The 11713-nt window shown below is 66.5% G+C and carries 11 protein-coding genes and 1 tRNA gene; 7 read left to right on the plus strand and 5 right to left on the minus strand.

Annotated features, from left to right (window positions below):
• The first annotated feature begins 90 nt into the window (after window positions 1–90).
• Genes ABT313_RS06710 through ABT313_RS06735 form a run of 6 tightly spaced genes read left to right on the plus strand, consistent with a single transcriptional unit; the run spans window position 91 to window position 6671 of the window.
• Entirely contained in the window at window positions 91–1809 is a 1719-nt protein-coding gene (locus ABT313_RS06710) for a GH39 family glycosyl hydrolase (protein ID WP_350849421.1), read from the plus strand.
• Between the two features lie 2 nt (window positions 1810–1811).
• Entirely contained in the window at window positions 1812–2636 is an 825-nt protein-coding gene (locus ABT313_RS06715) for an aldo/keto reductase (protein WP_350849423.1), read from the plus strand.
• Between the two features lie 7 nt (window positions 2637–2643).
• The gene (locus ABT313_RS06720; RefSeq protein ID WP_350849425.1) at window positions 2644–3606 is read left to right on the plus strand and encodes a carbohydrate ABC transporter permease; all 963 of its coding nucleotides are present in this window, start codon (window positions 2644–2646) and stop codon (window positions 3604–3606) included.
• Window positions 3603–4469, plus strand: coding sequence for a carbohydrate ABC transporter permease (locus ABT313_RS06725; RefSeq protein ID WP_350849427.1), 867 nt, complete (start codon window positions 3603–3605; stop codon window positions 4467–4469). The genes ABT313_RS06720 and ABT313_RS06725 overlap by 4 nt, the downstream gene beginning before the upstream one ends.
• Before the next feature lie 16 nt (window positions 4470–4485).
• Window positions 4486–5928, plus strand: coding sequence for an ABC transporter substrate-binding protein (locus tag ABT313_RS06730; RefSeq protein WP_350849429.1), 1443 nt, complete (start codon window positions 4486–4488; stop codon window positions 5926–5928).
• Window positions 5925–6671 carry an SDR family NAD(P)-dependent oxidoreductase gene (locus ABT313_RS06735; protein WP_350849431.1) on the plus strand — a complete coding sequence of 249 codons (747 nt, stop codon included), beginning with the start codon at window positions 5925–5927 and terminating at the stop codon, window positions 6669–6671. The genes ABT313_RS06730 and ABT313_RS06735 overlap by 4 nt, the downstream gene beginning before the upstream one ends.
• Window positions 6672–6673: 2 nt before the next feature.
• Here the strand turns inward: ABT313_RS06735 and ABT313_RS06740 are convergent, their stop codons facing one another.
• The 4 genes from ABT313_RS06740 to ABT313_RS06755 all read right to left on the minus strand — a co-directional run bounded on the left by ABT313_RS06740 (window position 6674) and on the right by ABT313_RS06755 (window position 9266).
• The gene (locus ABT313_RS06740) at window positions 6674–7555 is read right to left on the minus strand and encodes a hypothetical protein (RefSeq protein ID WP_350849433.1); all 882 of its coding nucleotides are present in this window, start codon (window positions 7553–7555) and stop codon (window positions 6674–6676) included.
• Between the two features lie 2 nt (window positions 7556–7557).
• Window positions 7558–8124: an RNA polymerase sigma factor gene (locus ABT313_RS06745; protein ID WP_350849435.1), complete on the minus strand. Its 567-nt coding sequence runs from the start codon at window positions 8122–8124 to the stop codon at window positions 7558–7560.
• Window positions 8125–8324: 200 nt separating this feature from the next.
• The gene (locus ABT313_RS06750) at window positions 8325–9044 is read right to left on the minus strand and encodes a class I SAM-dependent methyltransferase (protein WP_350849437.1); all 720 of its coding nucleotides are present in this window, start codon (window positions 9042–9044) and stop codon (window positions 8325–8327) included.
• 146 nt (window positions 9045–9190) lie between these two features.
• Window positions 9191–9266: transfer RNA gene (locus ABT313_RS06755), tRNA-Thr, on the minus strand.
• Between the two features lie 51 nt (window positions 9267–9317).
• Here ABT313_RS06755 and ABT313_RS06760 point away from each other — a divergent pair.
• Window positions 9318–10502 (plus strand): MFS transporter, encoded by a 1185-nt coding sequence (locus ABT313_RS06760; RefSeq protein WP_350849439.1) that lies wholly within the window; start codon window positions 9318–9320, stop codon window positions 10500–10502.
• Here the strand turns inward: ABT313_RS06760 and ABT313_RS06765 are convergent.
• Window positions 10432–11706: an MFS transporter gene (locus ABT313_RS06765; RefSeq protein ID WP_350849441.1), complete on the minus strand. Its 1275-nt coding sequence runs from the start codon at window positions 11704–11706 to the stop codon at window positions 10432–10434. The genes ABT313_RS06760 and ABT313_RS06765 overlap by 71 nt on opposite strands.
• Between the last annotated feature and the right edge of the window lie 7 nt (window positions 11707–11713).

The following is an 11713-nucleotide window of genomic DNA, read 5'->3' on the forward strand; positions in this document are numbered from 1 at the left end:
TCCACTCAGGCAGAGCGGCGCAGCGCCGACGCCGAAGTCGGCCGACCCCGTGAGGCAGCCCGGTCACCCGGGCAGAGAGAGGTCACGACGATGACCACCGACACAGCGGTTCACACCGGACGCACGGCCCTCGGTCCGTTCCCGCCGGCCGCTCCCCGGAATCCCGATGCGCCGCACGTCACCGCGGCCGCGATCGACGTCGACGCCGGACAGGTCCAGGGTCCGCTCGCGCGGATCTGGGAGAGCTTCGGGTACGACGAGTTCAACTGGACCTACATGCCCACCGGCAAGCGCCTACTGCAGACGTTCGCCGACTTCTCCGGCGCCGGGTACTTCGTCCGGCCGCACTACATGTACTGCTCCGGCAGCGGCTTCGGCATTCCACACTGGAGCTCCGGCAACGTGTACCACGAGGACGCCGACGGCAACCCGTACTACGACTTCACGCTGCTCGACCAGGCGTACGACGCGATCGTCGGCGCCGGCCATCACCTCTTGGTCGAGCTCGGCTTCACCCCGCGGGATCTGCTGCCGCCCGAGGCCGCCGAGCTGACCGTGGTCTCCAGCCCGACGGCGTACACGAGCTACGAGGCGGGAGCGTGGGGCTATCCGCCCAGCGACTACGCCAAGTGGGGCGGGCTGATCGGCGCGACGGTTCAGCATTGCCTCGAGCGCTACGGCGAAGAGGAGGTGAAGACCTGGCTCTGGGAGCTGTGGAACGAGCCGGACATCTTCTACTGGCGTGGCACCCTCGACCAGTACAACGAGCTCTACACCGCAACGGTCCAAGCGATCCGCGACGTGTTGCCCGAGGCAAAGGTCGGCGGGCCTGCGGTCACCAGTGGCGGCCTGAACTTCCTCCGCGGCTTCCTGGACTACACGTCGAGCCGCAACGAGCCGCTGGACTTCATCTCCTACCACACCAAGGGCTGCCACTTCCCGACCCGCGACTACAAACCCTTCGCCGAGCCGGCTGCGGAGCACCTCAGTCCATCGTCGACGAAGATGCTGTACGACGTCCGCGAGTTCAACCGTCTGATCGGTTCCTACGAGGCGTACGCCGACCTGCCGGTGATCGTGGACGAGTGCGACGCGGCCGTGCCTGCGCACTTCGGACGGTACGACAACCGCAACTACAGCTTCCAGAACACGGAGTACTACCCCGTGTTCCAGGCGAAGCTGATGAAGAAGATCCTGGATCTGAACGACACCGAGCCGGCCAAGGTCGCCTACGCCACCTCCTGGAGCTTCTACTTCGAAGCCGAGCGCTACTTCGAAGGCACCCGGTCCTTCCTCACCGCGGGTGGCGTCGAGAAACCGTTCCTCAACGCGTATCGGATGCTGTCACTGCTCGGACCGGATCGACTTCGCACGACCTCGGACGCGGCCTGGCACGTCGGCGAGCTCGAGGAGACCGACGGCAGCAGCATGCCCGAGGAGGTCGACGCCCTCGCGTCGCGCTCGGAGGACGGGAGCGTCGCCGTACTGATCTGGCGGCACATCGACGACCAATACCAGACCAGCGACAACCTGGCCCCGGTGACGGTCAACCTGCGCAACCTGCCGGCCGGATCGTACCGGTTGCGGCATCTGCGCATCGACGCCGATCACAGCAACTCCTTCACCGTATGGCAGTCGCTCGGCTCGCCGCAGGATCCGACCGCTGAAGAACTGGCAAAGATCACCAGCCGGCAGGGTCTCGAGGAGTTCGAGACCGAACGTCAGTTGACGGTTGACGGCGACGTGTCCGTTGAGGTCTCACTGCCGTTGCCCTCAGCATCGTTGCTGATCCTCGAGCCGGGCAGCTGACCATGGTTGCTCTCAACAACGGAGTACAGATCCCGCAGCAAGGGTTCGGCGTCTTCCAGATCCCACCGGAGGACACCCAGCGTGCGGTCGAGCAGGCGGTCGAGATCGGCTACCGGCATATCGACACCGCTGCGGCGTACAACAACGAGGCCGGCGTGGGCGCCGCCGTACGGGCGTGCGGGCTGCCGCGCGAGGAGCTCTTCGTCACGACCAAGCTGCGCAACGGCGAGCACGGGTATGAGTCGACGTTGACGGCGTACGACGAGACGTTGAAGCGGCTCGGGCTGGAGTACGTCGACCTCTATCTCGTGCACTGGCCCAACCCCGCGGCGGATCTGTATGTCGACAGCTGGCGTGCTTTGGAGCGCATCTACACCGATGAACGCGTCCGGGCCGTTGGTGTGTCCAACTTCCTGGCGGAGCACCTGGAGCGGTTGGCCAAGGAGAGTGAGCTCGTGCCGGCGGTCAATCAGCTCGAGCTGCACCCCACGTACCAGCAGCGTGAGCTGACCGACCTGTGCCGCGAGCGGTCCATCGCGGTCGAGGCGTACTCGCCGCTCGGCCAGGGCGGCGATCTCGACCATCCGATGCTGGCGTCGCTGGCCATCGATCACCAGGTGACGCCGGCCCACGTCGTACTGCGTTGGCACCTCCAACGAGGGCACATCGTCATCCCCAAGTCGGTCACGCCGGCGCGGATCCGGGCCAACTTCGACCTCGACGGTTTCACGCTGACCGAGGACGAGCTCGCGGCGGTCGACTCGCTCGAGAACGGCGACCGGCTCGGCAACGACCCGCGTACGTTCGCGATCAGCCAGATCAGGTAGCCCGGTCATGACGAGCAGATCGATGCAACTCGCCCGGCGGCGGACCGACGTACGAGCTGTCGAGCAGCGACCGCGGCACGGTTGGAAGAAGACGACCTGGATCTGGGTCTTCCTGCTGCCGACCGTGGTGCTGTACGGCGTCTACACGATCTATCCGATCATCGCGAGCTACTGGTACTCGCTGGTCGAGTGGAACGGCTTCGACTCCGGCCAGAAGTTCGTTGGCTTGAGCAACTACAAGGAAGTCTTCGCGGACCCGCTGTTCTGGAACTCGTTCAAGGTCACGTTGCTGTTCATGCTGCTCGTCGTACCGGCGCGGGTGCTGCTCACGTTGCTGCTGGCCATCGTCCTGAACTCGCCGAAGTTGCCGTTGATCGGCGTACTGCGGTCGGCGTTCTTCATCCCGGTGGTGACCACGACGGCGATCATCGGCGTGGTGATGCGGTTCGTCCTGGATCCGAGCACCGGGCCGATCAACTCCGTGCTGATGAAGCTCGGCTTCAGCGGCGTGGACTTCCTGGGCGGACAGCACCTGGCGCTGCCGACCGCGGCCGTGCTGTACATCTGGAAGTTCTTCGGCGTCACGATGATCTACTGGCTCGCAGCGCTGCAGACGATCCCGTACGAGTTGTACGAGGCGGCCCGCATCGACGGCGCCGGCACGTGGCAGCTGTTCCGGTACATCACGCTGCCGATGCTCAAACCGTTCCTGATCATCATCACCGTGCTGACGGTCGAGGAGACGTTCCACAACTTCGATCTGATGTACACGCTGACCGGGGGCGGGCCGTACTTCCACACCGAGATCGTCGAGATCTACATCTACCGGTGGGCGTTCGCCGCCCCGATCCCGCAGCTCGGGCACGCGTCCGCGGCCGCGGTGATCTTCGGGCTGCTGGTCGCAATCGTCGGCGCCGTCCAGCTGTGGGGCGTGTACGCCGGGCGCCGGCTGAGAGGAGAGCAGCGATGACCGCTGTTGTCGAACGCACGGACCGGCACCGGCGGGTGCTGCACCGGCTGCCGTGGTGGCTGGCCGCGATCTTCCTGGTGGGTATCGCGGTGCTGTGGATCTTCCCGTTCCTGTGGATGCTGTCGGCGTCGCTCAAGGACAACATGGAGATGTTCAGCGGCGGGCTCAAACTGTGGCCGTCGAAGTTCGTCTGGGACAACTACGCGCGGGCCTGGAACGACGCGCACTTCGGCCGGTACCTGATCAACACCGTCGTCGTCACGGCGATCACCGTCGTGATCGTCACCATCCGGTGTGCGACGGCCGGGTATGTCCTTGCCCGCTACAAGTTCCGCGGGTCGAAGCTGTTCCTCGGCGTACTGGTCGCGACGCTGTTCGTCCCCACCGGCTACACGATCATCCCGGTGGTCAAGATCTCGATGCAGTTGCACCTGATCGACTCGCTCACCGGGATGATCCTGGCCCTCAGCGGCGGGGCGTACGTGTCGGCGATCCTGATCTACTTCGGCTACTTCCGGCAGATCCCGCGGGAGCTGGAGGAGGCTGCGCTCGTCGACGGCGCCGGCTTCGTCCGGACGTTCTTCTCGGTCATGCTGCCGTTGGCAATGCCGGTCACCGCGACCGTCGCAGTACTGACCTTCATCACCACGTGGAACGCGTTCTTCCTGCCGTTGGTGTTCACCTTCAGCCGGCCCGACCTGCGGACCGTGAGCGTCGGCATGCAGGCGTTCGTCGGAGAGACCGCCACCGACTGGTCCGGAATGGCCGCGGCCGGCGTGATCTCGATCGTCCCCGTGGTCGTCCTGTTCATCTTCATGCAGCGCTACTTCGTCGAGGGAATCTCCGGAGCAGTGAAGTCCTGAGCCAAGGAGTCGAAACATGCCTGGAATGACACGTCGCAGTTTGCTCGGCGCATCGGTGCTGGCCGCTGTCGGGGCCGCGACCGGGTGCTCGAGTTCCAGCCCCTCGAGCAGCACCAGTAGCGGCGGCGCCACTGGGACGCTGGACTGGTGGGACCACTTCAGCTCGTTCAAGCATCTGAACGACGACTGGGCCCGGAAGCAGTCCGGGCCGCTGAAGACGAACGTGACCCACACGTATTACGACGCCTCCAAAGCGACGCAGGCGTTGCAGTTGGCGCATCAGGCCAACAAGATGCCGGACGTCTACTCCAACGTGGTCGGGCTGCCGTTGCCGGCGCTGGTGAGCGGCAAATGGGTCCACGAGGTCACGATTCCGGCCGATATCAAGGCCAAACTGCCCAAGGATGCGTTCAACGAGGGCATCACCCAGTTGGACGGCAAGCTCTACGGATTCCCGATGTTCAGTCTTCGGCAGAGCTCGACGCTGGTCTGGGCGAACAAGGACCACTGGTCGAAGGCCGGGCTCGATCCGAACGACATTCCCAAGGACTACGGGGCCTTCAAGGACGCGCTCGGGAAGCTCAAGTCGGCCGGGATCCAGCCGCTCACGCTGGCGATCGGGGCGGACGGCGGCCGCATTCGCGACCAGGTCGACGACATGGCGCAGGCGGCCGGATTCCCGGGGTACCAGGGTCTGCAGTTCACCACCGGCGAGTACGCGTACCACCACGACGCCTATGTGACCGTGATCGAGTTCCTGAAGTCGCTCAACGACGACAAGCTGATCATGCCCGGCTCGAACAACTTCGGTGTCGTCGACGCCCGGACGCGGTACGCCTCCGGCGCGGTCGGCACGTTCATCGACGGCGTCTGGTGCGCCGGCGGCTCGAAGGCGCTCGCACCGCCGATCGTCGACAAGCTCGCGTCCGGCCAGATCCTCGTGCCGACTGCCGGTACGAACCCTTGGTGCTACCGCGGCCGGCCGAGTGCGGGGTACTTCGTTTCCGCGGACAGCAAGAACCCTGACGCCGCCGGTCAGCTGATCGCGTCCTTCATGACCGAGGAGTACCAGAAGGGCATGATCGAGGCGATGGACCAGCCACCGCTGAATCTCGACCTCGTCGCGTCCTCGAACGCTGTCGACGCGTACAAGAAGGGCATCGACTTCTGTAAGTCGAACGTCTTCCTGATGCCCCAGGCAATCGTCCGCAACCCCGCCCAGGCCCGCGTGGACGCCCTCCGCAAACCCGTCACCCCGCACGTCGGCAACATCGTCCAGGGCTACCTGGCCGGCTCCATCAAGGACCTCAAGGCCGAACTGAAGAAACTCAGCGACGCCACCTCCGCCGACCGCGCCCAGGCCCTGACCAAGGCCAAGGCCGCCGGCGCCAAGGTCTCCGAATCCGACTACGCCTTCTCCGACTGGAAACCCGGTCAGGACTACGGAGCCGCCAAGTGAACCGCACCGCCATAGTCACCGGCGCCTCTTCCCCCCGCGGCATCGGCCGTGCCACCGCTCTGCTCCTGGCCTCCCAAGGCTGGAACATCGGCGTCCTCGACATCGCCCCCGCCGACTCCCTGACCTCAGAAATCACCAGCACCTACAACGTCAAGGCCCACGCCGCAACCGCCGACGTCTCCAACGAATCCCAGGTCGTGGCGGCGATCGACGAACTAGAAGCCGCCCTCCCACCGATCGCCGCCTTGGCCAACCTGGCCGGCGTCTCCTCCCCCATCCCCTACCTCGAGCTCACGTCGGACGAGTGGCACCGAGTAATCAACATCAACCTCAACGGCGTCCACTACGTAACCCACCGAGTAGCCCAATCCATGGTCCGCCACAGCTACGGCCGCATCGTCAGCGTCTCCTCCACCTCAGCCCAGCTAGGCGGCGGCACCTACAGCAAAACGCCGTACTCCGTAGCCAAGGCCGGCGTCCTCGGCCTGACCAGAGCGTTGGCCCGAGAACTGGGCCCCCACGGCATCACCGTCAACGCGATCGCCCCCGGCCCCATCGACACCGACATCATGGGCGGCCCCCTAACCCCCGAACGCCGCGAGGCCTTGGTCGACACCCTCCTGATCAACCACCTGGGCCAACCCCAGGATGTAGCCTCCGCCATCGCCTTCCTGATGTCCGAGACCTCCGCCTACATCACCGGCCACACCCTCAACGTAGACGGAGGTCTCTACATGCACTGAGCTCACCAGTTCCAGGCGACACCGCGTCGGCACTGGCTGACCGGCGGCGTACCCTTCCGTCCGCCGCCGACGTAGACGACCTTCGTGCCCTCGGGGTTGGTGAAGCAGCCGTCAAGTTTGGCGTTCAGTTCCCGGTAGGTCTTCGGGCTCGCATAGATGAGCTTCCCAGCGGCGTCGTACCCACGAACCGTGTAGGTCAGCGGGTCGGTGGGAGCGGGGCGGGTCAGGGTGTCCACGTACTTCATCGGGGCGAAGAAGAAACCCTTCCGGAGGACGGCCTCGGTGGCCGGTCCGGTGCCGAAGGCGATGGTGACGCGGGCGACGGACTTCGTGTACGTCCCACCGCCGGTACTGCCCCCGTCGACCACGTCCATCTTGGTCTCGCCGTTGATTCCCCAGGCGAACGCCGTCTGCTTGCCCTTGGCATCGAACCCGCAGGCGGCGGCCATGTCCTTGGAGTGCTTCTTGATGACAATCCAGGCGAGCGCAGTGGTGCCGGCGGGAGGATTCACCCATTTGAACCCGTCCAAGACGGTGTAGCCCCGCGCGGCCGGATCGGGAATTGCCGCGGCATTGCCGTTGCATGCCTTGGCATACCTGTTCTGCTCGGCCGTGGACAGCGGCTCGAGAGGTGGTGTCGCCGCACCGACGCCCGCCCCGGAGGCCGGCGGCTGAGCTTTGTCGCCGCGCAGTGCTGGTACGCCGATCGCGAGACCGGCGGTAACTGCGACGACAGCTGCGGCCGCGGCGAGCGGGACCAGCCGACGACGAGGAGCGCCCTGAGCAGACTCGTGATCGATGATGGCGATCAACTCGTCGCGCTGCCGGCTGCGGGTGGCCGGACGGAGGTCGTGGTCCGGTGGGGGTGTGAGCTGGGTGTTCATGACTATGCCTCCAGGAAAGGAACGAGGTTGAGCTCTCGCAGGTGCTTGCGGGCTCGGGACAAGCGGGACTTGACCGTGCCGATCGGGACGTCCAGCGCGACCGCAGCCGCCTGCTGGTCGAGGCCCGCCCAGAAGCACAGCTCGACGATCTCGCGCTCAGGTTTGGACAGTCGCTTCAGTGCCTCGCGGGCGGCGCTGACCTGGTGGTCGTCGTCGAGCCGTCCGGCCACCTCGTCGGCATGATCGCGGACGTGTTCGGTCAGCAGGTTGGCGGCCGCGATCGCCCGCCGGTACCGGGCCTTCGACCGCCACTCGTTCCGCGCCGTGTACTCCGCGACCCGGTACAGCCAGGGCAAGGCGGACTCGCGGTCGAGAACAACCTCGGTACGTCGCCGCCAAGCGTGCAGGAACACCGCCGAGGTCAAGTCTTCGGCGTCGCTCCAGGAGGCGGTCCGCCGGTAGAGAAAGTTGTAGATAGCCCGCGAATGCCGATCGTAAAGCTCCGCGAAGGCCCCCGAATCCCCCTCGGCGGCCCGCTCCCACAGCTTCCGGTCACTACTCTTCGCCATCGCCACCCCATCGTGCCCCTCCTGCAGGGCTAACACCGGCCGGCCCCGGTCATATCCACACGCATACGCACTCCCATCTCGTCCCAAACTCGGCTCCTTGCACCCGGCTTGTGTCCAAGAACCCGAAAAGGTTCCAGCCACGGCATACGAACCGAGCGAGACGCCGAAGGCCCGCGCACAGTGCGAGACGCGCCGATCAGTCAGGGCGTGCTGGCTCTGCGCGCGAGGACAAGCCAGCACCGCGGGCTGCCGTCCTCGCGCCGGCCCAGAGCCGCCAAGGGGACCGTCGTCACAATGAATCCGGCTGCTGCCAGGTCGTTGCGGACCGCGTTCAGCGGGCACGTGCGGTAGTACATGACGAACCGGGGACGCCAAACGGCGTTCCGGACCCGCATCGCCAGATCGAACCCGAGCAGCGCCCAGTACCAGATTGAGGTGATGGGTGGCGGCGCGCCGATCGGGAAGGCGAAGAGCCCGCCAGGCCGTAGCGCGCGGTACACCCCGGCGAACAGTGCGGGCCGTTCGGCGGGCAGGAGGTGCCCTAGCGCTCCGAAGCTGACCGCCAGGTCGAAGACGTCGGCGAAGGGCAGCGCCCGGACGTCGGCTCGTACCCACTCGGCGTCCGGGTGCGCATCGCGCGCCTGCGCGAGCATGCCAGCGCTGAAGTCGACGCCGGTCATCCGTTCTCGGCACAGGCGTTGCAGGACTCGCATGCCCGCACCGGTGCCGCAGCACACGTCCAGTCCTCGGGCGAACGGCCCGAGCGGACGCAGCGCGTCGGTGGCCGCGTCAAGAATGCTCTCGGGGGTGCGAAACGGCGTGTGGTCGAACTTCGGAGCGAGCAGATCGTAGCCGCGCTCGACCGAAGACAGCGCCTGGACCGCCAGTTCACGCAGAGACGGGCCTTGAGGCGAGAACACCAGCCAAGGCTACTGCCCGGACGCCAGGCGGACTGTTCCGGGCGATGAGCCCGGGGGGAGGGCGGGAGCGCGCGTAGCAGGTGTGGGAGGAGCGGAGCGTCTGCGTAGTGCGCGTGGGGCCGGCTTACTCCCCAGCTGTACTTCTGTGGAGCCGGTGAGGGGACTTGAACCCCTAACCCCCGCTTTACAAGAGCGGTGCGCTGCCAATTGCGCCACACCGGCCGGTGTGCTGGTCCATAGTAGAGGATTGTGTGGGGTGTCTTGCGGGGGTCGGTGGGGTTTCGGTGGCTTTGGGGGGCTCGGGCGGTCTCGGTGTTGGGGGACTCGCTGGGGCTGGTGGCGTTGTTGCTGTGGGTGCAGGGGGCGACGGGGGCGGCGCTGGCGGTGGCGTTGGTGTTGTTGGCGGGGGACTTTGTGCCGGGGTTGTTCGGGGCGCTGGCGGGGGCGATCGGGGATCGGTTCGATCTCAAGCGGGTGATGGTGGTCTGCGACCTGGTGCAGGGGGTGCTGACGGTCGCGATGGGGGTTCTTCTGCCGCCGTTGCCGGTGTTGCTGGTGATGGTTGCGGTCCGGGGTGTGACGGCGACGGTGTTTCAGGCCAGTTCGCGCAGTGCGATGCCGGGGCTGGTGAAGGACGAGGAGTTGGAGGCGGCCAACTCGGCGTTGGGGGCGGGGACGTACGGGTTGGAGGCGGTCGGGCCGCTTATCGCGGCGGGGCTGTTCCTGGTGACCGACGTACGCGGGATTCTGTTGATCGACGCGGTGACGTTCTTCGTGTCGGCGGGGATGTTGAGTCGGTTGCCTCGGGTGCCGCGGGCTGAGCCGTCGGGGCACAGCTTCCTGAAGGACGCGCGGGACGGGCTGGGGTACATCTGGCGGGCCAAGGCGGTCCGGGTGATCGGCATCGGGTTCTTCGCGACGGTCGCGTTCAACGGGGTGGACGACGTCGCGATGGTGTTCCTGGCGAAGGACGAGTTGCATGGGAGCGACTCGGCGTCAGCGACGTTGTACGCCGGGGTGGGGATCGGGCTGATCGTCGGGTTCCTGCTGCTGGCGAGGTACGCGAAGGGCATGAAGATGCCGACGTTGATGCTCCTCGGGTTCGCGGTGAGCAGCTTGGGGAATCTGGTGACCGGACTCGCGTGGGCGATCTGGGCGGCGCTGGCGTTGCAGGTGATCCGCGGGCTCGGGATCGCAGGCGTCGATGTCGGGATCAACACGCACCTGCAGCGCATCGTGCCGGCGCATCTCAGGAGTCGGGTGTTCGGGAACTTGTACGGCGCGATCGGGCTGGCCGCGGGGCTCTCGTACGTGCTCGGCGGACTGCTCTTGCAGCACACAGACGCTCGTACGACGTTCGTCACCGCCGGGGCTGGTGGGTTGCTGGCTACGGTTGGGACTGCGATCGGAGTTCGGCGATCGGGCCGCGGAGAGCACGAGCTCCCGGTACGGCGATGAGGGCGATCGCCGCCATCACGAGGAACGCAGCGGCCGGGTGATCGACCAGCAGGCCGACCACTACGGCGACGATCAGGCCGCCTAGGTTGCCGGACATCCAGATGAGGCCGGCGGCGGTGCCCTCGGCTTCTCCAGTACGGCGTTCCACCAGCTCGAGCACGATCGGAAGAGCCGGGAGCAAGAGCAGGCCGATGAGGGTAATCGCGACGAATCCGGTCAGTACGCCGGGGGCGACCGCGAGTAGAACGCAGGCCGCGGCGGTTGCGGTGAGGCTGACGACGAGCAACCACGATTCGGCATGGCGGCGTACGACGAGGATCGGGATGAGCGCGCTGCCCAGTACGCCGGCGATCACGTTCACCAGCAGGATGGTGCTGGCGGTGCCGCCGCTGACGCCGGCCGGTTCGAGGAGGGCCTGGGCGAAGGTGCTCATGGCAACGAATACGCCGAACGGGAAGAGCGCGAGCACGCACAGGCGGCGGATCAGCGGATCACCCCAAGCGGCCGCGAGTGCCCCACGGTCAGTCCGGGCGGGCGAGGTGGTGCCTGCGTGCACCGCCGACGCATCACTGGGCTCTTCCTGCGGGGTCAGCGGTTCGTAGGCGAAGTAGGCGACAGTTGTGGGTTCATGGGTGGGGTCGAAGGGGCCGCGGCGGCGTACGACGATGGCGAGGATGACGGTTGCTGCCACGCAGAAGATTGCGGTGATCCACAGCGTGGTCGGCAGGGACGACGCCGTAGTGAAGATGGCCGACAACAGGAAGGCGATCACCATGCCGGCGAAGATGCTGGCCGTGCCGACCGCGATGCCGGTGGGACGGTCCTTTTCGGCGAGGTAGCGGCCGGTGATGCCGGTGACGGCGTTCAACACCAGCGGTTGGGCTATCGAGGCGAGGATCTGGCCGGCCAGGAGCCAGCCGAAGTCGTCGCCGATCAGGCGCACCAAGGCGCCGAGGGCGGTCAGGACGGCCCCGGCGAGGAGCGCCGGGCGGAACCAGCGGTCCAGCAACAGGCCGCAGGGGATGGCGAGTACGACGTACAGGAGGGGGAAGACCTGGGCGAGCCAGCCGATGGCGCTTTCGGAGACGCCGTAGCGGTCGGCGGCGACCGTCGTGACGCCGGCGAAGTTGAGCCAGACGAGTTGGGTGGCCGCGCCGACCAAGGAGTAGCCGACGATCGCCGGCCACTGACTCCGCATCCGCATCTGCGAA

It is taken from the genome of Kribbella sp. NPDC000426, from assembly GCF_040300265.1.
Taxonomy (GTDB): domain Bacteria; phylum Actinomycetota; class Actinomycetes; order Propionibacteriales; family Kribbellaceae; genus Kribbella.

What these genes read in the sequence shown, in the direction of transcription:
- ABT313_RS06710 (WP_350849421.1), top strand. Translation starts at nt 91, where the DNA reads ATGACCACCGACACAGCGGTTCACACCGGACGCACGGCCCTCGGTCCG.
- ABT313_RS06715 (WP_350849423.1), top strand. Translation starts at nt 1,812, where the DNA reads ATGGTTGCTCTCAACAACGGAGTACAGATCCCGCAGCAAGGGTTCGGC.
- ABT313_RS06720 (WP_350849425.1), top strand. Translation starts at nt 2,644, where the DNA reads ATGACGAGCAGATCGATGCAACTCGCCCGGCGGCGGACCGACGTACGA.
- ABT313_RS06725 (WP_350849427.1), top strand. Translation starts at nt 3,603, where the DNA reads ATGACCGCTGTTGTCGAACGCACGGACCGGCACCGGCGGGTGCTGCAC.
- ABT313_RS06730 (WP_350849429.1), top strand. Translation starts at nt 4,486, where the DNA reads ATGCCTGGAATGACACGTCGCAGTTTGCTCGGCGCATCGGTGCTGGCC.
- ABT313_RS06740 (WP_350849433.1), bottom strand. Translation starts at nt 7,555, where the DNA reads ATGAACACCCAGCTCACACCCCCACCGGACCACGACCTCCGTCCGGCC.
- ABT313_RS06745 (WP_350849435.1), bottom strand. Translation starts at nt 8,124, where the DNA reads ATGGCGAAGAGTAGTGACCGGAAGCTGTGGGAGCGGGCCGCCGAGGGG.
- ABT313_RS06765 (WP_350849441.1), bottom strand. Translation starts at nt 11,706, where the DNA reads ATGCGGATGCGGAGTCAGTGGCCGGCGATCGTCGGCTACTCCTTGGTC.